The sequence below is a fragment of the Streptococcus downei MFe28 genome (assembly GCF_900459175.1).
Classification (GTDB): Bacteria; Bacillota; Bacilli; order Lactobacillales; family Streptococcaceae; genus Streptococcus; species Streptococcus downei.
Window position 1 is genome coordinate 947,167 of the sequence record NZ_UHFA01000002.1, and the last position, 22,636, is coordinate 969,802.

22 protein-coding genes and 1 pseudogene are annotated in these 22,636 nt (G+C 43.3%); 20 read left to right on the forward strand and 3 right to left on the reverse strand.

Annotation, left to right across the window (positions count from 1 at the left end):
• The first annotated feature begins 119 nt into the window (after positions 1-119).
• The 12 genes and pseudogenes from DYE66_RS04650 to DYE66_RS04705 all read left to right on the forward strand — a co-directional run bounded on the left by DYE66_RS04650 (position 120) and on the right by DYE66_RS04705 (position 12,609).
• Positions 120-860: a lysophospholipid acyltransferase family protein gene (locus DYE66_RS04650; RefSeq protein WP_003000012.1), complete on the forward strand. Its 741-nt coding sequence runs from the start codon at positions 120-122 to the stop codon at positions 858-860.
• A gap of 502 nt (positions 861-1,362) precedes the next feature.
• Positions 1,363-2,013, forward strand: a complete 651-nt coding sequence (locus DYE66_RS04655; RefSeq protein ID WP_115324962.1) for a helix-hairpin-helix domain-containing protein — start codon at positions 1,363-1,365, stop codon at positions 2,011-2,013.
• Complete coding sequence (locus tag DYE66_RS04660; protein WP_003000026.1) at positions 2,010-4,241, forward strand: DNA internalization-related competence protein ComEC/Rec2; 2,232 nt, start codon at positions 2,010-2,012, stop codon at positions 4,239-4,241. The genes DYE66_RS04655 and DYE66_RS04660 overlap by 4 nt, the downstream gene beginning before the upstream one ends.
• A gap of 174 nt (positions 4,242-4,415) precedes the next feature.
• Complete coding sequence (locus DYE66_RS04665; RefSeq protein ID WP_003000084.1) at positions 4,416-5,276, forward strand: DUF805 domain-containing protein; 861 nt, start codon at positions 4,416-4,418, stop codon at positions 5,274-5,276.
• Between the two features lie 11 nt (positions 5,277-5,287).
• Complete coding sequence (locus DYE66_RS04670) at positions 5,288-5,632, forward strand: hypothetical protein (RefSeq protein ID WP_241208459.1); 345 nt, start codon at positions 5,288-5,290, stop codon at positions 5,630-5,632.
• A gap of 87 nt (positions 5,633-5,719) precedes the next feature.
• Positions 5,720-5,971: pseudogene (locus DYE66_RS10970) on the forward strand (DUF805 domain-containing protein); the annotation flags it as partial.
• A gap of 109 nt (positions 5,972-6,080) precedes the next feature.
• On the forward strand, positions 6,081-6,476 hold the full coding sequence (locus tag DYE66_RS04680) for a TM2 domain-containing protein (RefSeq protein ID WP_003000340.1): 396 nt from the start codon (positions 6,081-6,083) through the stop codon (positions 6,474-6,476).
• Positions 6,477-6,780: 304 nt separating this feature from the next.
• Complete coding sequence (holA, locus tag DYE66_RS04685) at positions 6,781-7,821, forward strand: DNA polymerase III subunit delta (RefSeq protein ID WP_003000583.1); 1,041 nt, start codon at positions 6,781-6,783, stop codon at positions 7,819-7,821.
• Between the two features lie 111 nt (positions 7,822-7,932).
• On the forward strand, positions 7,933-8,964 hold the full coding sequence (locus tag DYE66_RS04690; protein ID WP_003000303.1) for a S66 family peptidase: 1,032 nt from the start codon (positions 7,933-7,935) through the stop codon (positions 8,962-8,964).
• Positions 8,965-9,189: 225 nt separating this feature from the next.
• Positions 9,190-9,798 carry a superoxide dismutase SodA gene (gene sodA / locus DYE66_RS04695; RefSeq protein WP_002999952.1) on the forward strand — a complete coding sequence of 203 codons (609 nt, stop codon included), beginning with the start codon at positions 9,190-9,192 and terminating at the stop codon, positions 9,796-9,798.
• 573 nt (positions 9,799-10,371) lie between these two features.
• Complete coding sequence (locus DYE66_RS04700; protein ID WP_003000558.1) at positions 10,372-11,418, forward strand: serine hydrolase; 1,047 nt, start codon at positions 10,372-10,374, stop codon at positions 11,416-11,418.
• Between the two features lie 363 nt (positions 11,419-11,781).
• Complete coding sequence (locus DYE66_RS04705; protein ID WP_115324963.1) at positions 11,782-12,609, forward strand: hypothetical protein; 828 nt, start codon at positions 11,782-11,784, stop codon at positions 12,607-12,609.
• Between the two features lie 526 nt (positions 12,610-13,135).
• On the opposite strand, the gene queA is transcribed toward DYE66_RS04705, so the two are convergent.
• Complete coding sequence (gene queA, locus DYE66_RS04710) at positions 13,136-14,164, reverse strand: tRNA preQ1(34) S-adenosylmethionine ribosyltransferase-isomerase QueA (RefSeq protein ID WP_019788802.1); 1,029 nt, start codon at positions 14,162-14,164, stop codon at positions 13,136-13,138.
• Positions 14,165-14,557: 393 nt separating this feature from the next.
• On the opposite strand from queA, the gene nagB reads away from it, so the two are divergent.
• From nagB to DYE66_RS04735, 5 genes are all read left to right on the forward strand, one after another.
• A complete protein-coding gene (gene nagB / locus DYE66_RS04715) occupies positions 14,558-15,262 on the forward strand; it encodes a glucosamine-6-phosphate deaminase (RefSeq protein ID WP_002999772.1) in 705 nt (234 codons plus the stop codon).
• A 115-nt stretch (positions 15,263-15,377) separates the two neighbouring features.
• A complete protein-coding gene (locus DYE66_RS04720) occupies positions 15,378-15,821 on the forward strand; it encodes a LytTR family DNA-binding domain-containing protein (RefSeq protein WP_115324964.1) in 444 nt (147 codons plus the stop codon).
• Positions 15,821-16,201, forward strand: a complete 381-nt coding sequence (locus DYE66_RS04725) for a hypothetical protein (protein ID WP_002960128.1) — start codon at positions 15,821-15,823, stop codon at positions 16,199-16,201. Before DYE66_RS04720 ends, DYE66_RS04725 begins: the two co-directional genes overlap by 1 nt.
• A gap of 17 nt (positions 16,202-16,218) precedes the next feature.
• Positions 16,219-17,058, forward strand: a complete 840-nt coding sequence (locus DYE66_RS04730) for a CPBP family intramembrane glutamic endopeptidase (protein ID WP_002960130.1) — start codon at positions 16,219-16,221, stop codon at positions 17,056-17,058.
• Between the two features lie 19 nt (positions 17,059-17,077).
• Complete coding sequence (locus tag DYE66_RS04735) at positions 17,078-18,055, forward strand: ketopantoate reductase family protein (protein WP_002960133.1); 978 nt, start codon at positions 17,078-17,080, stop codon at positions 18,053-18,055.
• A gap of 1 nt (position 18,056) precedes the next feature.
• On the opposite strand, the gene DYE66_RS04740 is transcribed toward DYE66_RS04735, so the two are convergent.
• Entirely contained in the window at positions 18,057-18,452 is a 396-nt protein-coding gene (locus tag DYE66_RS04740) for a hypothetical protein (protein ID WP_115324965.1), read from the reverse strand.
• Positions 18,445-19,047 carry a TetR/AcrR family transcriptional regulator gene (locus tag DYE66_RS04745; protein ID WP_115324966.1) on the reverse strand — a complete coding sequence of 201 codons (603 nt, stop codon included), beginning with the start codon at positions 19,045-19,047 and terminating at the stop codon, positions 18,445-18,447. Before DYE66_RS04745 ends, DYE66_RS04740 begins: the two co-directional genes overlap by 8 nt.
• A 159-nt stretch (positions 19,048-19,206) precedes the next feature.
• Here DYE66_RS04745 and DYE66_RS04750 point away from each other — a divergent pair, with 159 nt between their 5' ends.
• The 3 genes from DYE66_RS04750 (at position 19,207) to pepF (ending at position 22,610) form a co-directional block, all read left to right on the forward strand.
• A complete protein-coding gene (locus DYE66_RS04750; RefSeq protein ID WP_002999820.1) occupies positions 19,207-19,698 on the forward strand; it encodes a YkgJ family cysteine cluster protein in 492 nt (163 codons plus the stop codon).
• A 109-nt stretch (positions 19,699-19,807) separates the two neighbouring features.
• Positions 19,808-20,815 carry a competence protein CoiA gene (locus tag DYE66_RS04755; protein ID WP_115324967.1) on the forward strand — a complete coding sequence of 336 codons (1,008 nt, stop codon included), beginning with the start codon at positions 19,808-19,810 and terminating at the stop codon, positions 20,813-20,815.
• Entirely contained in the window at positions 20,805-22,610 is a 1,806-nt protein-coding gene (pepF, locus tag DYE66_RS04760) for an oligoendopeptidase F (protein ID WP_115324968.1), read from the forward strand. The genes DYE66_RS04755 and pepF overlap by 11 nt, the downstream gene beginning before the upstream one ends.
• The last annotated feature ends 26 nt before the right edge of the window (positions 22,611-22,636 follow it).

A 22,636-nucleotide genomic window follows, 5' to 3' on the forward strand; every position in this document is an offset into this window, starting at 1 on the left:
AGACGTGAGTGATTTTTGGGATTCTTATCGAATTTCTTGAATGAAACCTAAGGAGATCTATAGTCGACTTGTGTGACTAGAGAGGCTTCTTAAATCACTTATGATAATAGGAGGTTGACATGTTTTACGCATATTTACGCTGGTTGGTTTCTTTCCTAGTTTGGGTGGTCAACGGCAATGCCCACTACCATAATCGCGAAAACCTACTAGACCCTAAGGAAAATTATATTTTAGTGGCCCCCCATCGGACCTGGTGGGATCCCATTTACCTGGCCTTTGCGACCAAGCCCAAGCAGTTCATTTTTATGGCCAAGAAGGAACTCTTTAATAATCGCATATTTGGCTGGTGGATTCGCATGTGTGGTTCCTTCCCAATTGATCGGGATAATCCTAGTCAGGAAGCCATCAAGTACCCTGTTAAGATGCTCAAGAAGAGCCAACGGTCTTTGATTATGTTTCCAAGTGGTAGTCGACACTCAACGGATGTCAAGGGTGGTGTCGCGGTTATTGCCAAGATGGCCAAGGTTAAGATTCAGCCAGTCGTTTATGGTGGTCCGAGAAAATTCTCAGGTCTTCTCAAGGGGGAAAGAATTGATATGAACTTTGGGCCAGCCATTGATGTCTCAGATATTAAGCGTCTCAATGACCAAGGGATTGAAACGGTTGCTAAAAGGGTTCATGATGCATTTGACCAGCTAGATGAGCAAAATGAGACCTACAATAATCATAAGAAGCTCAATCCCCTGACCTATATCTATCGGATTCCTCTGGGCCTCATTGCCTTTATTCTCGTTCTTTTGACCATGGCCTTCAGTTATGTTGCCAGCTTTGTCTGGACACCAGAAAAACACCTTAAATAAGGGCTATTATACTCAATAAAAATCAATCTAGCCAAGGCAACGAACTGCAGGCAGTACTTGGGTACGGCAAAGTGAGTTAACGATGCAACACGAGGGATAAACTGTCGTTGCCACAGTTTAAACAGAGTTAGCCAGGGATATAGAAAACTACGATTGTAGTTTTCGTAGTCACTCTAATGAGAAATCATAGAGTGACTTTATCCGTGGGATAATTTTGATTTTTGAAGAGTATTAGTCTGGAACCTTTGGACTAGCTCCCTAATTTCCAAGTCTTATAGAATAAGTTGATGATAAAGTTGAAGTTTTCTTCAGCTTTATTTTTTTATTTTCGAACAAATAAGTAAGAGCTCCTATGAAAGCGTGGCCCTTCATATTCATACTCAATGAAAATCAAGAGTCACCTCTTTGATATATTTTGAGTGTTGAAGAGTCTCATCTATTAGCTCTGGTTTTATGATTGGTGATATTCTTGTGTGGCTGAGTATCTTGCGGAAGGAGTCTTATGATTAAGGAATGGCTGGAAAAGATAAAAGAAAATAAATTGGTTCTAGGGTTAGTTCTTTCGATAGTTCTACTAGCCTCGCTTTTGGCTCTTAATCTCGTTCAGAAAAAGTCAAAGCCAGCTCACTCAGACTTTCCCCAAGTGGCCAAGAGCGCTCAGTCGCTTAAGTCTGGTCAGGCCTCTTCATCTAGTGATAAGTCCGCTACTATTGTGGTAGATGTCAAGGGGGCGGTAAAAAAAGAAGGGGTCTATGAACTGCCAGCTGGTAGCAGGGTGACCGATGCCATCCAGAAGGCTGGTGGCTTCGCTGATAATGCTAATAAAAATTCGGTCAATCTGGCGCAGAAACTGCAAGATGAGGCGGTTGTTTATGTAGCCGCTCAAGGAGAAAGCACCCAGGAAGTAGCTGGTTCTAGCCCTGCATCAGATAATCAGGCAGGGTCAGCCAGCAGTAGTCAAGCTAAGGTTAACCTCAACTCAGCCAGTAAAGAGGAACTCCAGACCATTTCAGGGATAGGTGAGAAGCGAGCCCAAGATATTATTGATTACCGCCAGGAGCACGGAGGCTTTAAGTCTGTTGAAGAATTGAAAAATATCTCGGGTATCGGGGAGAAGACCTATGAAAAAATTGCTCCAGAGGTGACCGTATGACCAAGTATTTTCCCGTCAGGCCAATTTACTTGGCTTTTTTGCTAGTCTTATTAGCCTATTTTCTTGATTCCTATTACTGGTTGGTCGGTCTAGTCCTTCTCTTTAGTCTGATTCAGCTGGCTCGTCACCATGAGGCTAAAAAAGTCGGCCAGGTCTTAATAATTTTAGCAGTATCTGGTTTGGCCATTTTTGCCTATCAAGCAAAGGTTAATAAGGACTACGGGACCGCTCCAAGCCAACTGCAAGAGCTAGACTTAATTCCAGACACCATTTCGATTAATGGTGACCAGCTGAGTTTTCGAGCCAAGAATCAGGGACGGACCTATCAGGTTTTTTATCGTTTAAAATCGGCAGAAGAAAAAGACTTTTATCAACATCTAACCCATAAGATCCAGATATCAGTCTCGGCCAAGTTAAGCCAAGCCCCAGCCCAGAGGAATTTTCAGGGCTTTAACTATCGAGCCTACCTCAAGCATGAGGGGATCTACCGGCTGGTCACTATAGAGAAAGTTAAGAAGCTGGAGCCAGTTAGGCAGGAGACCCTTTTTGATCGCCTGCATGACCTGAGGCGAGAGGCGATTGTCACTTGTCAGCAGAAATTTCCCAGCCCCATGAACCACTATATGACGGGCCTGCTTTTTGGTTATTTAGATAAGGATTTTAGCCAGATGGAAGACATCTATACCAGCCTAGGGATTATCCATCTTTTTGCTCTTTCTGGTATGCAGGTCGATTTCTTTATCGGCTTTTATCGGAGATTTCTCCTGCGTTTAGGCATCAGGCGAGATTGGGTAGATATTTTACAAGTTCCTTTCTCGCTTTTTTATGCGGGAATGACGGGTTATGCGGTTTCGGTGATGAGGAGCCTACTTCAATCTTTTTGGGAGAACCTTGGGTTGAGGCGCTTGGATAATTTAGCCCTTACTATCTTTTCGACCTTCCTCATAAGACCAAATTTTCTACTGACAACTGGGGGCTTGCTGAGCTTTGCCTATGCCTTTATTTTAGCGGTCATTGATTTTAAAGGATTAAGTAGATTCAGGGAAGTCCTTTCCCAAGGTTTGAGTTTGACCTTGGGTGCCTTTCCCTTGTTGACCTACTTATTTGGTGTTTTCCAACCCTTGTCGCTTTTATTGACTCTCGCTTTTTCCCTAATTTTTGATTATCTCTTGCTCCCATTTTTGAGTTTAGCCTTTTTGCTCAGCCCGCTGCTTAGGCTAAGCTGGGTCAATCCTTTTTTTAGTCTCCTAGAGCAAATCGTCACTTGGACCCAACAGTTAATTGGCCGTCCTCCTGTTTTTGGTAGTCCTAGTTTGGGACTTTTAATTAGTCTTTTAATCCTCTTAGCCTTCTTGCATGACTATTGGAAATTCAAGAAAATCCGCCGCCTGCTGATTTTGACTTTTCTGATTTTGGCCGGTTTGGTCAAGCATCCCTTGACTAATGAGGTAACTATGATTGATGTTGGTCAAGGCGATAGTATTTTTTTGCGAGATAGCTGGGGGAAGACTATCTTGATTGATACAGGAGGAAAGGTGACCTTTGGCCAAAAAGAAGCCTGGCAGAAGGGCCATTCGGATAGCAATGCTGATAAGACAGTCATCCCTTACCTCAAGAGTCGGGGGGTGGGCAAGATTGACCAGCTGGTCCTCACCCATACCGATAGGGACCATATTGGTGATTTAGAAGCAGTCGCTAGGAATTTTGCCATCGGTGAAGTTTTAGTAAGTCCAGGGAGCTTAACCAAGCCTAGCTTTGTCAAAAGACTGAAGACCCTAAAAATCAAAGTCAGAGCAGTTGAGGTGGGGGCGAGCTTAGAAATTATGGGAAGTCATCTGCACGTCCTTTATCCTAGAAGGGTCGGTCAGGGCGATAACAATGACTCCCTGGTTCTCTATGGACAGTTATTAAATAAGACCTTTCTCTTTACTGGAGATTTGGAGAAGGAAGGTGAAGAAGACTTGTTGGCAACCTATCCTCGTTTGGATATCCAAGTGCTTAAGGCAGGGCACCACGGGTCTAAAGGTTCCTCCAGCCCAGAATTTTTGAGGCATATTCAGCCAGAGGTGGCCCTAATCTCGGCTGGGCAAAACAACCGGTATAAGCATCCTCATAAGGAAACCTTGGAGCGTTTCAAGGACCAAGGCATCAAGGTCTATCGGACCGATCAGGAAGGGGCAATCTCCTATCGAGGCTTCTGGGATTGGCATGTGACGACCGTCCGTTAGGAAAGAAAAATTGCAGAGGAATTTCAGACTTTTGCCGACTCAAGGCTAGTATTTAGGCCAAATTTGGGCAATCTATGGGGCAATCTATGGACCTGCTCAAGGTCTTGCCAAGTTTGAATTTTAGCTTAAAATATGCTATTCTAATAGGTATCAAATTTATTTAGGAGATGGCTCATGTTTAAAGCTTATGCAAGTTTTTGGAAACACTATATTGATTTTAAAGGACGCACCAAACGCTCAGAGTTTTGGTGGCCTTTTCTCTTCAACAATCTCATTCGTCTGGCATTTTATCTGATTGTTTTTATTGATTTGTTGCTTCCCTATAGTCAAGAACTCAAATTGATGAAGGACAGCGCTCTTCCAACGGACAATTTCACGATTTGGTCTCATATTTCGCCCATTATGGTTGTCATCATTATCCTCTGGATCCTGTTTGAATTAGCCATTCTGCTACCAAGCCTGGCTATCGGTGTTCGGCGCTTTCGTGATGCAGCCTTTCATTGGTCCTTCATCTTTATGTACGGTGTTGCAGTCTTTCTGTCAGCCCTTCCCCTGCCTGGACTCTTTCAAGTTCTTGCCTTGGTGCTTGCAGCAGGTTTGACCATTGCTAGTATTGTCCTCTGGATATTCCCAAGTCGGGAGAAGAAGCCAAAAGTCCCAAAGGCAGCGATGCCTCAATTTGTTGCCCCTCAAGCTCCAGTTGTTTTCCAAGCTCCAAGCAATCCAGTTGCTTCTCAAGCTGGTCCAGGTCAGTCCTTTAACCCACAAGCTCAAGGAGTTCCGGCCCAACCTCTGAATCCTCAGTCTCAAGGGGCTCCATTCATGGCTCAGGGACAAGGGCAATTTCCTAATCAAGGCCAAGCACCAGCGCCTCAAAACCAATATCCTAATGTTGCTCGGCCAGGCCAAGTTGCTAATGGCGCTGGACAAAACCCTCAAGGAAGTCCTGTAAATCCGGCAGGACCAGTTGCTCCTCAGGGAACTCCAGCACAGCCCAATCAGCAGGCTAATCCATTTAACCAGCCTCAACAATAAAAGGATTTAAAATGCTAAAAGCTTACCTCAAATATTGGAAGCAATATGTCAATTTTGGTGGAAAAAGTACCCGTCCAGATTACTGGTGGGTATTTCTTCTTAACACGATAATGACACTTGCCTTTTGTTTGCTTCTTTCTGTCGTCATTATCAGGTTTTTGATTGCCCTTGATCATCAACATTTAAGAGAAGTCTGGGAAAATTTCAAAGACACCTACTATTCTAATGTTAGAGACAGCGCACCCTTTCATGCCAAGCTATTCCCTGTTTTAGACTTTCTTGTCCATTATTCAAGAGGGACCTTAGGTCTATTGTGGCTCAGTTTCTTTTGGAAATTGGCTAATGGGCACCTCTAAAAACACCAAACTTTTAAATTAAAGTGTTGATTTAGCAACAATTGTAATGACAAAATCGCAATTTTATTGAGTATTTAGAGGTGCCCTAATTTTTCTCCCAGATACGCCCTGCTAGTTCGTTGTTTAAGGGATTCAGGCCTGCATTGGTCTTGGTTTTTTCTGCGCTTGGTTCCAGGACTGATCGTATTATTGGCGACCTTCCTGACATTTGAGCCAGTCTTTATGCTACATTCCATGCGACTCTTGGATGCCAGCCTAATCTTCTTAGGCATTAGCTTGGCCCTCCTCCTGCTTGCTAAGCTCTTTGTCCTTGTAATTTCCCTAAGGGCAAGTAAGTGACTTTTGGATAAGGCTTATTAGGGATAGAGGGGTATCGTAAGCCTTGTCTCTTATTCAGATGATTTCGCTTGCCTGAGTCCATTACCAGATACAAAATTAAGGAGTTCTTATGTCAAATTTTTCAGAAAGTTTTATCGCCGCTAATATGGGAAATTTCCCACCAGATACCTTGCCAGGAATCCGCCAAAGGCTGGCAACTTTGAATGACCAACAGATCAATCGCCTCTATGGGCTGCCCCTAAAGGATCCTACGGTTGCCCTGCTCCTGTCAATCTTTCTTGGTGCCTGGGGCGTGGATCGCTTTTACCTGGGCCAGGTTGGGCTGGGCATCGGTAAACTCTGTGTGACAATTTTCACGATTGGAATTGGTGGATTTATTTGGCATATTGTTGATTTGTTTCTCATCATGGGTTCAGCAAGAGAGGAAAATTTTAGGGCCTTGAATAATGCCCTCCAGACAATAACCTATCAGGCAGAAAGAACCTCTGACCAAGCCTGGTATTAGTTGGTAAGTCCCTAGTCAGACAGCTAGCTCATTTAGCAAAGCTGGCTTAGGAGCCTAAAGAATCAAGATAGAATAGACCGCAGTCTAGAGCTTCCTCTGGGATGTTTTTTGCTGCTCTTCTAAGAAAGAGATAGCAAAGACTCAATGAAAATCAGATTAAAGTCACTTTGTTGGTTACTAAACCAGAATGCTTGATAGAGCTCTTCATTTGTGGTTTTCAGTTATTAGGATGCCACTCTTGTATGGGCTAGCTGCTCATGAAATTTGAATCAGAGCCCTTGGCCTTTTATGGTATAATGGGGCTATGATTGCGATTGAAGAAGTTGATGCTTTGAGCAAGGAAAAGCTCCCTCTGATTACCGTGGTGACAGGGGACGATTTGGGCCAGTATAGCCAGCTTAAACAGCTCTTTTTGGAGCGGGTAGCTTTTGACCCAAGTGACTTGGCTTATTCCTATTTTGATTTTCCCGAAAATAGTTTTGTTGATGCCCAGATGGATTTGGAAAGCCTGCCTTTTTTCTCAGATGAAAAGGTCGTCATTTTTGATAATCTCTTGGATTTGACAACAGCTAAGAAGTCTTATTTGGACGATAGGGATGCCAAGAGCTTAGAGGCTTATTTGACCAATCCGGTGGAGACCACCAGGCTGGTTATCTTTGCACCTGGCAAATTAGACGGCAAGCGCCGACTGGTCAAACTGCTTAAGCGAGAAGGAAAAATTTTTGAAGCCAGCCAGCTCAAGGAAGCTGATTTACGAACCCATTTTCAAAAGGTGGCCCACCAAGCCGGTTTAGTCTTTGCCAAGGGGGCTTTTGAGCAACTCCTGATTAAGTCCAATTTTGATTTCAGTGAGATTCAGAAAAATTTGGCCTTTCTCAAGGCCTATAAAGCAGATGGCCGGATTGACCAGACAGACATTGACCAAGCCATTCCCAAAACCCTCCAGGATAATATTTTTGATTTGACCCAGTATATTTTGCAGGGGAAAATTGACCAGGCTCGTGATTTGGTGAGAGATTTGCGCTTGCAAGGAGAGGATGAGATAAAACTCATTGCCATTATGCTCGGCCAGTTTCGCCTCTTTACCCAAGTGAAAATCTTGGCCCAGGCTGGTAAAACAGAGTCGGCCATGGTAGCCCAGCTCTCAGAATTACTAGGCCGAAAAATCAATCCCTACCAGGTCAAATTTGCCCTCCGTGATAGTCGTCCTCTTGCCCTAAACTTCTTGAAGCAAGCCATGGTCATCTTGATTGAGACCGATTACCAAATCAAGCAAGGCAAGCTTGATAAGGCCTACCTCTTTGATCTGGCCCTCCTTAAGATTGCTAGTGTTAAGGATGCCTAAGTGAAATTTTTGTATTATCTTAAGTCCAAAATAAACAATAGTTACCTCCTACAAGTAGCATAGAACTTCAGCCAAAATTGAAAGCAGACCCCCAGTATAAAGGAGTAAAATATGAGCGTTAAAAAAATCGGGATTGTCAGTCTATCTAGTGGCATTATGGGGGAAAAATTTGTCCAGCACGAGCTAAACATTGGCTTGGACAGATTAAAGCAATATGACCTTGAGGTCCAGTTTTTACCCCACGCCCTTAAGGGGCTTGACTTTATAAAAAATCATCCTGAATCCAGGGCTCACGATTTATTAGCAGCCTTTGAGGATGATTCCATTGATATGATTTTGTGTGCGATTGGTGGTGAGGATACTTATCGATTACTACCTTACCTTTTTGAAAATCAGGCCTTAGAAAAAGTGGTTAGGCAGAAAATCTTTTTAGGTTTCTCCGACACCACCATGAATCATTTTATGTTAAATAAGCTTGGAATTAAAACCTTTTATGGACAAGCATTCCTGCCAGATGTCTGTGAGCTTTCTAATGAGATGTTGCCATACACCAGGCAATATTTTGAAGAATTGATTAATACAGGGAAAATTAAGGAAATTCGTCCTAGTAAGGTCTGGTATCAGGAAAGAGAAGATTTCAGTAAGGATGCTGTCGGTATAGAGATGAACAGCTATCAGAATAAGGGCTTTGAATTATTAAAAGGGGAACCAATATTTAAGGGAGAAATTTTAGGTGGCTGCTTAGAGTCAATGTACGATATTTTTGATAACTCCAGATTTGCAGATACTGTTTCCCTTTGTGCACACTACAAGCTTTTTCCAGACTTAGAAGACTGGAAAGGGAAAATCCTCCTGTTAGAAACCAGCGAAGAGAAGCCAACTCCTCAAGCCTATAGAAGAATGATTCAAGCCTTAAAAAATTATGGAATATTTGATGTGCTTGCAGGGGTGTTGGTCGGTAAACCACAAGATGAAACCTATTATGATGACTACAAGTCAATCCTACTGGAAGAGCTTGCGGAAAAAGAGTTACCCCTTGTCTATAATGTCAATATTGGACACGCAACACCTAGATGTATCATTCCATTTGGTGTTGAGGCAGAAGTAAATGTTGAAAAACAGGTCATTGTGTTCAATAATTAGAAAAGCCAATAACTCATCATCAGAAATAGTAAATGGTAGGATAAAATGACTGCTTGTTTAAAACTCTATGACTAGAAGTTCCTCCCTATGAACTCCTAATCAAATTCCTTGAAAACCCTATCATTTTTCTTTACAATGGAGGTGTTTAAGGGTCGAGAACCCTAAACGGCTAGGCTATGCCAATCTGGCAAGTTCGATTATTAGAAAAGAAATGAGGTAACCTTTATGGCCATTACATTACCAGATCTTCCTTATGCTTACGATGCTTTGGAACCATATATTGATGCGGAAACCATGACCCTTCACCACGATAAGCACCACGCTACCTATGTGGCTAATGCTAACGCTGCTTTGGAAAAGCACCCTGAAATTGGGGAAGACTTAGAAGCCCTCTTGTCAGATGTGGAAAAAATTCCAGCTGACATCCGTCAAGCCTTGATTAACAACGGTGGCGGTCATCTCAACCATGCTCTCTTCTGGGAGCTCCTGTCACCAGACAAGCCTCAGATTACCAAAGAAGTGGCAGAGGCTATTGATGAAGCCTTTGGCTCCTTTGATGCTTTCAAGGAAGCCTTCACAGCAGCTGCAACGGGTCGCTTCGGTTCTGGTTGGGCTTGGTTAGTTGTCAATAAGGAGGGTAAACTTGAAGTTACCTCAACAGCCAACCAAGATACCCCAATTATGGAAGACAAAAAGCCAATCTTGGCTCTCGATGTTTGGGAACACGCTTACTATCTAAGCTATCGCAATGTTCGCCCTAACTACATCAAAGCCTTCTTTGAAATCATCAACTGGAACAAGGTAGCGGAACTCTACGCTGCGGCTGTGAAATAGTTGATTTTATAGGAAATTGTCTAAGGCCATTCTTCTTTCATAGAAGTTTGGCTTTTTTACTCTTCGAAAATCAAAATTTTCCCACGGATAAAGTCACTCTATGATTTCTCGTTAGGGTGACTACGAAAACTACGATTGTAGTTTTCTATATCCCTGACTAATTTCATAAAAATTGTAATATTGACAGTTTTTACTCCATGTCGCGTCGTTAACTCACCTTGCCATACCTGCTGAGGAAAGCGAGGCTTTCTCTATTTCCAACCTCAAAAGGTCTCCCAGACCTTTTGAGCTATCTTCAGTTCGTGCGATGCGGAGCAAAGTTGGTCGATTTCACCAACTTTGTGAGGTTAGTAAGGGAGCTAGGCAATCACTATAGAGATTGCCGTTAGCTATCAAGCCACTAAAGTGGCTGATAGCTTTGCTCCTTACCTCGGCTAATTTTGATTTTCATTGAGTATTACTTGACTTGAAGCTTAGTCATTTATCCTCAAAAAGGCGAACAATAGCAAAAAATATTGGTAGTGGTACTTGCAAAAATTCAATTTTTCCTTAAAATAATAATGAGGAGAAATTATGTCAAGAAGAATTACGGTTATTTTGGCTATTATCCTTGCTATTGTCCTAGGTATCTTGGGCAGTTTTTATTTACAGCAAGGACAAAAGGTAAGCCAAAAACAAAGGGCCCAGCAGACTGAGCAATCAGGACAAGCTAAAAAGGACTCTAAGGAATTGGTAACGCCCAGAAACAAGTCGGCTGAGGAAAAGCAGGCAGTCATGGAGGCTGATAGTGAGCGGATGAATTCGCTGGGTCTCTACTATGATTATGCTAATATGAGCCTCAACGACACAGTCAATGCTTTTCTAGCCGAACAAGGGATTGACCAGTCTCAGGTTGCCTTTTCCTATAAAAACACCCGAACCAATGAGACCTTTTCTATGAACGATACCCAGTTGATGACGGCTGGATCCACCTATAAGCTCCCTCTTAATATGTTGGTGGTTGATGGCGTCGAAGAAGGGAAATTCAACTATGACCAAAAGGTGGATATCACCAATCTGGATTATGAATATTCAGGGGAGCACGATGCCTATGTCACTAACTATGGTGGCAGCATGACCATTCCCCAAATGCAGTATGGTTCTTTAGTGGTTTCGGAAAATACTCCAGCCTATGGCTTAGCCAGTCTCTTAGGAGGAATGGAGAAGGCCTACAGTCAATATAGTCGCTATGGCAAGTCCAACAACCCTGATGTACCAGCATTTCAGTACGAAGGCAACAAGACAACCACTTCCTATTACATTCAGGTTCTGGACTACCTCTTTAAACATCAGGATAAGTATAAGGACCTGCTGGAATATATTGGTGAATCCTTCCCAGATGAATATTATAAGACCTATTTGCCAGAAGATTTGACCATCTATCAAAAGCCAGGTTATGTGCGCGAGGCCCTCAATGTTGATGCCATCGTCATGGAAGATAGCCCCTATCTGATTGCTATCTACACTCGCTATCTGGGCGGTTCGGGCGAAAGCAGCACAGAAATTAACGGCCTGGGCTATAGCCAGTTGGCCATGCTGACCTATGTTATCAATGAATGGCATCGGGTCAATATGAATTAATTTTTGGAGACTAGAACGACTAAAATGATAAGGAAACTGCCTTATACTCTTCGAAAATCCAAATTTTCCGTTGTTAACTCACCTTGCCGTACTCCAGTACTGTCTTCGGTTCCTTGTCTCGGCTAATTTCGATTTTCATTGAGTATTAGCCAAGGAGAAGCATAGACCAAGTGGCTGTTCTATAGGGTCAGTTCCTTTATCGTTGCCCCTCTTCAAAGATTTTTTTCAACTTAGGGAAGATTGTGCTATAATAGAAACAATTTTGAAATTTCATTCATAGTTGGTTTAAGCTGGATTGACTGAAGCTGACCAAGGTCCTGTCTTGGGGCTCCAGCTTAGTATCAATGATTAGAAGGAGAAATTATGCTGACATCATACCGTGACGGTCAAATAGACGATATTAAGAATAGAATGTACACCTTCCTAACGGTGGTGCGCAATTGGGTTTTATTCTTCTGCCTCCTATTTGTGGCCTCCCTGGTTTATTGGTTCTTAAACCCCAGAAACATCATGGGGGCAGCCTTTAGCTTGGCTAGTCTTTTGCCTCTTCTGGCTGTTCTTGTCCAATATGTTCGGGAAAAGAATATTTACCGCCGAGATTCCTTGCAAATTTTAACCCAGGATTTGGATTTAGACAAGTATGAAGAAGTTTTAGAATACGAATCTCAAGCGTCACTCAAAACTAATTGGGACCGCACCATTATTCGCCAAGCTCAGTTGGCCTTCCTCCGTGGGAAATTTGAGAAGTCAGCCGAATTTATTGAGATGGTTAACCCTTTAATGGTTCAACTATCACCCAAGGAAAGAACTCCTCTCCTTTTGACCTATTACTTGGTTGATTTTGCCAATAAGGTCCATGAGGAACAGGATTATGATTTGGAATCCAGTCTTGCAGCTGTCAATGACTTGGTTGTGCAAAATGAGGCTGAGACGGCTCAGAAGACCTACACCCAGAACATGCTTCCCCTGATTGAGAAAGTTCTTGGTCAAAAAGAGGCTCTGGAAGATCTTGAAGAAATCCAAGCCAGCAATAAGCTTGAGGAAGTTCTGCGAGATTACTTCCTGGCTGAGAATGCTCGGTTGGCAGGTAAGAAGGACCAAGCCAAGAAGCTCTACAAGCAAGTCGCCCAAGCAGAAAAGTCCCTCTTTGTAGTGGAAAAATCTAAGGCTAGCTTGAAAAAAATAAAATAATGCTCTTCGAAAATCCAAATTTTCCGTCGTTAACTCACCTTGCCGTACTTACTGAGGAAAGCAAGGCTTTCTGTATCTCCAACCTCAAAAGGTCTCCCAGACCTTTTGAGCTATCATCAGTTCGTGCGATGAGGAGCAAAGTTGGTCGATTTCACCAACTTTGTGAGGTTAGTAAGGCAGCTAGGCAATCGCGATGGAGATTGCCGTTCGACATCAGTCACTTTAGTGACTTGATGTCATTGCTCCTTGCCTCGGCTAATTTTGATTTTCATTGAGTATAATACCCCATAAGCTAAAGAGGCCCCCGAATGCTAGACAGAACTTCTACTATTTGGGAGCCTTTTTCATTGGTAGATGACTAGTCCTAGCACTACCAGCTCTAATTGATAAAAGTCCTAGAGAAATGAGCTTCTCTAGGACTTTTGAAGTTTTGGTGACTTAATACTCTTGGTCCGTTTGGCTCCGCAGGTGCGAAACAAATAAACCACCCATTGACGGGTGGTTATGATTAGTGCATTCAGTCAACCTATTTGACAAACATGGCATCGCCGAAACTAAAGAAGCGGTAGTGCTCTTCGACAGCGTGCTTGTAAGCCTCAAGGACAAAGTCCCGTCCAGCGAAGGCTGAGACCAGCATGACGAGGGTCGATTTTGGCAGGTGGAAGTTGGTCGAGAAGGCATCGACAAGTTTGAACTGATAACCAGGCTTGATGAAGATATTGGTCCAGCCAGAATCGGCCTGAATCTGACCATTAAATTTATTCCCGATAGTTTCTAGGGTGCGAATGGAGGTGGTACCGACAGCGACAATACGACCGCCAGAGGCCTTGACCTGACGGAGTGTCTGAGCGGCCTCCTCGGAGAACTGATAAAATTCTGAGTGCATTTCATGGTCCTCGATATTGTCAACGGAAACGGGGCGGAAGGTTCCTAGACCAACATGGAGGGTCAGATAGACCAGCTTGACTCCCTTGGCTTCAATCTTTTCCAGAAGCTCTTGGGTGAAGTGGAGGCCAGCTGTCGGTGCAGCCGCCGATCCATTCTCCTTGGCGTAGACTGTTTGATAGCGTTCCTGGTCTTCTAACTTTTCATGAATATAGGGAGGCAGGGGCATTTCGCCTAGGCTTTCCAGAACCTCGAGGAAGATACCCTCATAGTGAAATTGGACAATCCGTCCACCGTGCTCCAATTCTTCGAGGACCGTAGCCCTCAAGCGACCATCGCCAAAGCTGACCTCGGTTCCGACGTGCAGGCGTTTAGCTGGCTTGGCTAGGACTTCCCACTGGTCACCTTGGGTATTTTTCAAGAGAAGAAATTCCACATGGCCATGCGTCTCTGGCTTTTCTCCATGTAGCCTGGCTGGTAGGACCCTAGTGTTGTTCATGACCAAGGCATCACCGGGGTTCAACTCCTCCAAAATATGGTCAAAGTGGCTATCCAGCATGGTGTGCTTATTGTGGTCAATGACCAGGAGCTTGGAGCTATCGCGCTTTTCTAAAGGCGTTTGGGCAATCAAGTCTTCTGGTAAATGAAAGTTAAAATCTTCTGTGTTCAATTGTTTTCCTCTATATCTTCCTTATAGTCTATGAAAATTAAGGGATAAAGCCAGTCAGCTAGTGAGCTTCTCTTTATCTCCCAGAGCAAGTCTGTACAAATTGTAAGGGCACCTCTAAAAACCCCAAACTTTTAAATTAAAGTGTTGATTTAGCAACAATTGTAACGACAAAATCGCAATTTTATTGAGTATTTAGAGGTGCCCGTAAGATTGACGGTTTCTACTACTGTCACCCTAGCTAGGGTTGATACATGGTTTTAGAAGAGGCTTACCCTTTTAATTTTCTTGACGAATAATCCTGACCTATTATATCACAAAAAGCTTGACATAAATTGGTCTATACCATATAATAAAGGTAAAAAATCGGTATAGACCAAAAAAGAGGTGCTTGTCATGAAAATCATTACCGTTAACAATCAATTCCAAGGAGCAGAGGTTGCCCTAGATATTTTAAAGGATAAGCTGGCCGAGGGAGCTAAGACCTTAGGCCTAGCAACAGGAAGTTCACCAGAAGCCTTCTATCGGGCTCTTGTAGCTAGTAATATTGACCTAACCCAGGTCGCTTCCATCAATCTGGATGAGTATGTCGGTCTGTCCAAAGAAAACCCTCAGTCCTATCATTATTTTATGGAACAACATCTTTTTAAGCATAAGGCCATGAAGGCTCATTTTTTACCAGATGGGCAGGCTCGCGATTTGGAGAAGGCTGCCAAGGATTACGACCACTTGATTGAACAGCATGGTATTGACCTGCAGATTTTGGGGATTGGACGCAACGGCCATATTGGCTTTAATGAGCCAGGGACTGATTTTTCCAGTCAAACCCATGTCGTCAATTTGACCCCTAGTACTATTGAAGCCAACAGTCGCTTCTTTGACAGGAAGGAGGATGTGCCGACCCAGGCTCTATCTATGGGGATTGCCTCCATTATGTCGGCCAAATCCATTATTCTCTTTGCCTATGGGGCGGAGAAAGCTGAGGCTATCGCTGCTATGGTTCAAGGACCTCTGACGACTGAGTTACCGGCTAGCGTTTTACAAGAGCACCCAGATGTCACAGTCATTCTTGATGAAGCGGCAACGAGTTTACTCAAGTAAATAGGAGATTGGAAAGGAGAGGAATCCTGTAAGATGGTTTCCTCTTTTTGTAGTTGAGGAAGAAAGGACTTTACCTTAGCCTAGGGTATGTTATACTGACTGGCGAGGAATCATTATGAAAGTAAGGATTAAGCAAGACCCTGCCAAGCAAGAATTAGAAGTTTCTGTGACCTATGGTCAGAAGACTGACTTGGTTGCAAGAGTAATCAATTTTTTAGAAACAGTAGATAAACAATTGGCCTGTTATCAAGGAAAACAAGCCTATCAGGTCAATGTTTTAGATATTTATTATATTGAGAGTGTTGATAAAAAGACCTTTGTTTATTTGAAGGAGGCCATTTATCAGACCGATTGGCGACTTTATCAACTGGCTGAGGAACTTGCCAGAAATGGTTTTGTGCAGATTAGTAAATCCTGCATTCTCAATATCAATGTTTTGGACAGTATTCGCTCAATTTTTAACAGCCGGATGGAAGCAAAGTTGACCAATGGCGAGAAGCTTATTATCAACCGCAGTTACCTAAAGGCTGTCAAAGAGGCCCTGAAAGGAGAGGGATGATGAAAAAACTAGTCACCAATATCTTTGCGACAACGGGGATTTCTCTCCTACTGACTGCCCTAGTCGCTCTCTTTTTGCGAGCACCTTTTCTTTATCTGGTCTCAATTTTTCAGATATTACTTACGAATATTCTCATTCATGTGCTTGTCAATCTAGTGAGAAAATTTGAACTGCCAACCATTCTTCGGGTTGGCTTGGAATTGTTACTTTGTGAAGGTCTTGTCTTTCTGCTTGCTTTAATTTTTCATTGGAACCAGATGGGAAGCTTATTTTTGATTGGGCTGATGACTTACCTGCTTTCTCAAGCCCTAGACTTATTGTCATTTAGGCGAGAAGCTAAGGAAATTAATCAGCTAATTCAAAAGCGACAAGGCCATTAAAATTTTGGAGGAAGCCTATGGTTAAAGGTTTGAGGTCTAGACTTTGGTTCATAATTTTCCTTGTCTACGGTCTTTCTTATGTCTGTCGTATTTTTGAGTATCTGGTTTTACGGACCGACCAGACTTTCTGGGGTGAAGCCTTTATTCATAAAGTAATCGGCCTGGTAATTCTTTTTGGGATAGCTAAAACTTGTAGCTTCAGCTTACAGGACTTGGGCTTTTCTAGAAGGGGATTTTGGAAAAGCTTCTCTCAAGGTTTGTTTTTGGGAATTTTGACCTTCCTTCTGGCATATGCCGTTGAAGTGAGTCTCTTAATTAGTCAAGGAAAATTTGAGAGTCTAGAAATCTATGTCTCTTCTTTTGCAGTGGACAAAAATGTTGGGCGAGAGACGAGCCTGATTTTCTTTCTGATTTGCATAATAGGTAATATTATCAATGTTTTGATGGAAGAAGGTACTTTTCGTGGCCTCTTTCAAAAGGTACTGGAGGGAGCTTACTCTTTTATTTGGGCAGGAATCTTATCGTCATTTCTCTTTGGCCTTTGGCATTTAATGGGACCTTTGAGGAATTATCTTGATGGGGAAATGACTAGCGGAGGTTTTGTCCTCTATAGTCTGATGATGGTAGGAACCTCATTTCTTATTGGTTTTAAATTTGTCCTTATGACTAGGTTGACAGGAAGTCTCTATATGGCTATGGCCAACCATTATTTCAATGATTTTATTGTCAATATTTTGCATGTTCAATCTCAGACAGGAACTGATCAGTTGATGTTTGTCAGAATTAGTATTGCACAGGGCATTTCTTTTATGTTGGTTCTTTTCTGGTATTTGATGAAGAAAAGAGATAGTCGGTAAAAATTATAAAGGAGACAAAATGAAAATATTAGTAGTCGGCTTAGGCGTTATTGGGACTAGCTATGGTTACCTCTTTCAAAAGGCAGGACATGAGGTCCAGCACCTCCTGCGTGAGGACAGTCCCAAGCGATCACTGACTAGTTTGTCGGTTCAGGTCTTGGATGGCCGACAAGATAAGCAAGGACGAGCTTTCAAGGATACTTATCAAATTAAGCCTTGTAACCAAAAAGACTATGATTTTATCTTTGTTAGTGTTGCTAAGGGTCAGGTCGGGGATGTTATTGACGACCTTGACCGTCTGGCTATCACAGGAAGCTTGATTTTAGCCTGTGGGATCTGGCAAACAAGGGCTGAGTTGGATCAAGACTTGGGTAATCACGATTATATTTTGGGCTATCCAGTTGCAGGTGGGAATTTGATTGAAAATTGCCTGACCTTCTGCCTTTTTGATCATTTTATGCTGGAATCTGAAGAAAAATCTAAGCTTTCAAATTATCAGCAATTGGTTCAAGTCTTTGATGACTGTCAGATTAAACTAGAAGTGCCTGATGATATGCTGGAATGGATTTGGTTACACATGGCCATCAATGCCGGTGTTATTGCAGTAGTGGCTAGTTCTGCTAGAACGGGTGAGGGTAAGGCGATAGCAGAAAATTTGATGGATTCGAGGAAGCTGCTGGCTCAGGCTGTCAGATGTATTCGAGAAACACTAACCATAGCAGAAGCTAAGGGAGTGAATCTGAAAAATTACGGCAAGGAGATATGGATTTATCGTATGCCCATCTGCTTATCCTCTCGCTTGATGAAGAGGCTATTTGCCAAGAACCTCTTGAGTCGCAAGATTATGTCCCTGCACAGCAATCTGCCTGATCTCCTTTTTATCTGTCAAAAATTCTTTGACCTGGGGAAAAAAAAGGAGATTCCTGCCCCAAACTTTAATCAAGCCTATCTTACCTTCTGGGATAAGCTGAAATATCTGGAAAATGAAGAACTCTGAACTATTTTTGTTCAGAGTTTTTGTGCTTTTTAATTTCGATGCCCAAGCCAATCAGCCAGAGCAGGACAAAGGCAAAATTTTCTAGGCTACCGACTAGGTTGCCAGTAGCCGAAGGTTGGGCCAGCCATCCGATTAGGTGATTGCTGGCAAAGCCCAGTCCACCGATGATAGCTGAGTCGGCACAAACTTTTGTAAAGAAATAGTCTTTCTTGTAGAGGGTCGCCATAAAGATAGGAATAACTGCTAAATTCCAAAAAGCAATTTCTCTCTGCCAGTCTGGAGCCAGACCAAAGGCTGATTGGGAACCCAGAAGGTCGGGTCTGAAGAATTGTAGGAGACCAGCCCCTAGCATGGCCACAATCATGAGGATAAAATTGAACCGCAATAATTTATTCATAGTCTTTCCTTTCATCAAAGAAGGTGTCAACTAAACCGTTAATCATGGTTTTGACCGCTCGGTCATAGTGGCGGCCAAAGTCTTCTGCGTGACTGGCCGAGGCTAGGATGATTTCGATGCTGACAAGGAGGTCATCAAGAGGAAGCTTGGGGCTCAGCACCAAGTCTTTTAAAAGTCTTTTGAGAGCTAATTTATCCTCGTTTAATAGCTTGGCTTGTAAGTTCTGGGGGAGACGCTGAATCATTTGCTCAAATTCTGGACCTGATAGATTCTGCAACCAAGGGTGGGTTTTAATTTCCTTTATGATGATGAAGAGAATTTTTTTAAGCTTCTCTTTTTCAGAAGTTCCTCCTAGCTTACTTATTTTCTGGGCCTTCTTGAGAATCCTTTCTTGTTCTTGATTGGTGACCGCAACAAAGAGCATTTCCTTAGAAGGAAAGAAGTGGTAGAAGCTCCCCTTTGCGATGCCAGCCTCTTTGACCAAATTGTCAATGGTGATTTTGTTGGGACGTCCCTCTCGCAACCTTTCTTCAAAAATGTTTATCAGTTTTTGGCGGATGTCGTTTTGTTGTTTGGTTGAAAACTTTTTTCCCATATTTTCTCCTTTGAAAAATATCTGTGACCAAATTTATAAAAATAGTCATAGATAGTTTACAATATCCCCTAAAAAAAGTCAAATGCCAGTACTGATTCAACCTTTCAAAGGCTAGTTGAGATTTGCTATAATAAAAGCAAGAAAGTCGAGGCGATAAGCATGGTAATTGACATTGAACACTATAAAGATTTGGCTCAGCAAAAGCAAAAGGAGCACCGTAAGTTTTTGGCCAGCTTGAAAAAGAAGGCTCCCAAGAATTTGGATAAGCTGGTTCAGGAGATTCATACTGAGGTCTTTGAGGAAATTGACTGTAGGCAGTGTGCCAACTGTTGTAAGAGCTTGGGTCCACTCTTTACCGAGGCTGATATTGAGCGGATTTCCAAGGCTTTTCGGATGAAACTGTCGGTTTTTGAAGGCACCTACCTACGGACTGATGAGGATGGGGACAAGGTTTTTCAGTCCATGCCCTGTCCTTTCTTAGGGAAGGATAATCTCTGCTCCATTTATGAAATGCGCCCCAAGGCCTGTCGAGAATTTCCTCATACCGACCGCAAGAAGATTTATCAAATCAACCACCTGACCATCCAGAATACCTTGATTTGCCCCGCTGCCTATCTTTTTGTGGAAAAGCTCAAAGAGCGGTTGGGTTAGTAAAATTTTAAAAATGATAAAATTGTTGAAACATCGTTGCTGGCGATGTTTTTTTAATTTCCTTTCCCGAACAAATAGATGAGATTCTTTTCAAAAGGAGGAATGGTCTATGCTGCTTGCTCGAGATAGGAAAGGAAATTTGATATCACTTTTGGAAGGTCTGCCCGAGGATGGTCAGGGGCCTTTTTGCTGTCCTGGTTGTGGGGGACAGGTGACTTTGAGAAAGGGGAAAATCAAGCGACCCTATTTTGCACATTTGTCTTTAGCAGACTGTCAATTTTTCTGGGAGAATGAGGGCCAGGAGCATCTAGGTCTCAAGGCAGCTCTTTATCGCTCGCTCAAGCCGGTCTGTCAGGTCAGGGTGGAAGTGGTTCTTCCAGACCTGCAACAGGTGGCTGACCTTCTGGTCAATGATAAGTTGGCTCTAGAAGTTCAATGTTCCTCCTTGTCTAAAGAGAAGTTGGCAGATCGGACCAAGGCTTATCGCTCCCATGGTTTTCAGGTCCGTTGGCTTCTGGGTAAAAAGCTCTGGCTGGGCAAGTCTTTAACCGCCCTGCAAAAGGATTTCCTTTATTTCTCCGCCAATATGGGTTTTCATCTCTGGGAGTTGGATTTGGAGAGGCTTTGTTTACGGCTCAAGTACCTGATTTATGAGGACTGGCATGGAAGGGTTCATTATTTGGTCAAGGAATGTCCCTTTTCTGGCAACTGCTTGGCTTTTCTGCGCCAGCCCTATGTCAGACAGGGGCTAGCTTCCTACGAGGTTGAGATGGACCAGAACCTGTTGACCTATATTCAGCGCCAGCTTTATGGCAGAAATCCCAAGTGGCTCAAGCGTCAAGCCCAGGCCTATGAGCAAGGGGAAAATCTTCTGGCTCGGTCCCTGGCTGATTATTATCCCCAGCTTAGGCCTCCTAAGGGTTCTTTTTGCCAAATTGAAGGAGATTTGGCGGCTTTTGAGAAAAAGTTTTTGGCCTACTATCAGCTTGCTGAAAATAAGGCAGTGCAGGTTCTTTATTCACCAATTTTTTATGATAAAATAGGAGAAAAAATAAAGAAGGAGAATCTTGTTGCAGGGGACAGTACTCAGCGACAGATAGCAAAAAATGGTAGATAATCGTGCTCATATTGACGAAAAATATAAATGGGATTTGACCAGTGTTTTTGCCAGCGACCAAGACTGGGAAACTGAATATCAGGATTTAGCTGAGGCGATCAAACAGGCTCAAGGCCTATCAGGGCGTTTGGCTCAGTCAGCCCATAATTTATTGGTGGTAACCCAGACTTATTTGAATTTGGCCCGCCGTCTGGAGAAGGTCTATGTCTATGCTTCTATGAAAAATGACCAGGACACGACCCTAGCAACCTACCAGGAATTAGCTGCCAAGGCCACTAGTCTATCTGCCAAATACAGTCAGGTCTTTGCCTTCTATGAGCCAGAAGTTCTGGCTTTAGGTGAGAGTAGGTTTGCTGAATTCTTGCAGGAGGAGCCCCAGCTTTCTACCTATGAGCACTTCTTTGATGAGCTTTTTTCTCAACAGGCTCATGTTCTCAGTCAAGAAAAAGAAGAACTCCTAGCCAATGCCCAAGAGGTTTTGGGGGCGGCAGCTGAGACTTATGAAATTTTGGATAATGCGGATGTGTCCTTTCCAAGTGTCTTGAACGAGGAAGGAGCGGAAGTTGAGCTGACTCACGGCAACTTTATCACTCTGATGGAATCAAAAGACAGAAGGGTTCGTCAAGAGGCTTATAAGGCCTACTATAGTATCTATCAGCAGTTTCAACACACCTATGCCAAGACCCTGGCGACAACTGTTAAGAGCCATAATTTTTCAGCCAAGGTTCGTCACTATTCGTCTGCTCGCCAGGCTGCCATGGAAGCCAATCACATTTCCCAAGCGGTTTATGAAACCCTACTTAAGACGGTTCACAAGTATCTGCCACTTTTGCAGCGTTATATGAAAGTCCGTCAGGAGATTTTGGGACTAGATGACTTAAGGATGTACGATGTCTACACGCCCCTTTCAAGGTTAGACATGACCTATAGCTACGAAGAGGCTAAGGCCAAGGCCAAGCAGGTCTTATCAATTTTTGGTCCTGCCTATGAAGAACGAGTAGACCAGATTCTAACCCAGCGCTGGATTGATGTTGAGGCTAACAAGGGAAAACGATCAGGAGCCTATTCAGGTGGGGCCTATGATACCAAGGCTTTTATCCTGCTCAACTGGCAGGATACCCTGGACAATCTCTACACCCTGGTCCATGAGATGGGCCACAGTATGCATTCGACCTTTACCCGAGAAAATCAGCCCTATGTCTACGGAGATTATTCTATCTTCTTGGCTGAGATTGCTTCGACGACCAATGAAAATATCATGACCGAGACCCTGCTTAAGGAAGCCAAGGACGACAAGGAACGCTTTGCCCTGCTCAATTATTATCTGGACAGTTTCAAGGGGACGGTTTTTCGTCAGGCCCAGTTTGCGGAATTTGAGCAGGCCATCCATGTGGCCGATGCTAAAGGGGAAGTTTTGACCAGCCAGTATCTCAATGGCCTCTATGCCGACCTCAATCAGACCTACTATGGTCTAGCTAAGGAAGACAATCCAGAGATTCAGTACGAATGGGCTCGAATTCCCCATTTTTACTACAATTTCTATGTCTATCAATATGCGACAGGCTTTGCGGCAGCCAGCTGTCTGGCTGAGAAAATTGTTCATGGTGACCAGACCAATAAGGACCGCTATCTGGACTACCTCAAGGCTGGCAGTTCAGCCTATCCCTTGGAAGTCATTGTCAAGGCGGGAGTGGATATGACCCAACCCGACTACCTAGAGGCAGCCTTTCAGGTCTTCGCCAAGCGCCTGGAAGAACTAGAGATCCTAGTCAAAAAGGGTGTGCATAAGGATTAGAAAAGTGAGAAAAAAAGGAAGGTATG

Excerpts from the sequence above, each read along its gene's own strand:
- DYE66_RS04650 (WP_003000012.1), top strand. The coding sequence starts at position 120 with ATGTTTTACGCATATTTACGCTGGTTGGTTTCTTTCCTAGTTTGGGTG.
- DYE66_RS04655 (WP_115324962.1), top strand. The coding sequence starts at position 1,363 with ATGATTAAGGAATGGCTGGAAAAGATAAAAGAAAATAAATTGGTTCTA.
- DYE66_RS04660 (WP_003000026.1), top strand. The coding sequence starts at position 2,010 with ATGACCAAGTATTTTCCCGTCAGGCCAATTTACTTGGCTTTTTTGCTA.
- DYE66_RS04665 (WP_003000084.1), top strand. The coding sequence starts at position 4,416 with ATGTTTAAAGCTTATGCAAGTTTTTGGAAACACTATATTGATTTTAAA.
- DYE66_RS04670 (WP_241208459.1), top strand. The coding sequence starts at position 5,288 with ATGCTAAAAGCTTACCTCAAATATTGGAAGCAATATGTCAATTTTGGT.
- DYE66_RS04680 (WP_003000340.1), top strand. The coding sequence starts at position 6,081 with ATGTCAAATTTTTCAGAAAGTTTTATCGCCGCTAATATGGGAAATTTC.
- holA (WP_003000583.1), top strand. The coding sequence starts at position 6,781 with ATGATTGCGATTGAAGAAGTTGATGCTTTGAGCAAGGAAAAGCTCCCT.
- DYE66_RS04690 (WP_003000303.1), top strand. The coding sequence starts at position 7,933 with ATGAGCGTTAAAAAAATCGGGATTGTCAGTCTATCTAGTGGCATTATG.
- sodA (WP_002999952.1), top strand. The coding sequence starts at position 9,190 with ATGGCCATTACATTACCAGATCTTCCTTATGCTTACGATGCTTTGGAA.
- DYE66_RS04700 (WP_003000558.1), top strand. The coding sequence starts at position 10,372 with ATGTCAAGAAGAATTACGGTTATTTTGGCTATTATCCTTGCTATTGTC.
- DYE66_RS04705 (WP_115324963.1), top strand. The coding sequence starts at position 11,782 with ATGCTGACATCATACCGTGACGGTCAAATAGACGATATTAAGAATAGA.
- nagB (WP_002999772.1), top strand. The coding sequence starts at position 14,558 with ATGAAAATCATTACCGTTAACAATCAATTCCAAGGAGCAGAGGTTGCC.
- DYE66_RS04720 (WP_115324964.1), top strand. The coding sequence starts at position 15,378 with ATGAAAGTAAGGATTAAGCAAGACCCTGCCAAGCAAGAATTAGAAGTT.
- DYE66_RS04725 (WP_002960128.1), top strand. The coding sequence starts at position 15,821 with ATGAAAAAACTAGTCACCAATATCTTTGCGACAACGGGGATTTCTCTC.
- DYE66_RS04730 (WP_002960130.1), top strand. The coding sequence starts at position 16,219 with ATGGTTAAAGGTTTGAGGTCTAGACTTTGGTTCATAATTTTCCTTGTC.
- DYE66_RS04735 (WP_002960133.1), top strand. The coding sequence starts at position 17,078 with ATGAAAATATTAGTAGTCGGCTTAGGCGTTATTGGGACTAGCTATGGT.
- DYE66_RS04740 (WP_115324965.1), bottom strand. The coding sequence starts at position 18,452 with ATGAATAAATTATTGCGGTTCAATTTTATCCTCATGATTGTGGCCATG.
- DYE66_RS04745 (WP_115324966.1), bottom strand. The coding sequence starts at position 19,047 with ATGGGAAAAAAGTTTTCAACCAAACAACAAAACGACATCCGCCAAAAA.
- DYE66_RS04750 (WP_002999820.1), top strand. The coding sequence starts at position 19,207 with ATGGTAATTGACATTGAACACTATAAAGATTTGGCTCAGCAAAAGCAA.
- DYE66_RS04755 (WP_115324967.1), top strand. The coding sequence starts at position 19,808 with ATGCTGCTTGCTCGAGATAGGAAAGGAAATTTGATATCACTTTTGGAA.
- pepF (WP_115324968.1), top strand. The coding sequence starts at position 20,805 with ATGGTAGATAATCGTGCTCATATTGACGAAAAATATAAATGGGATTTG.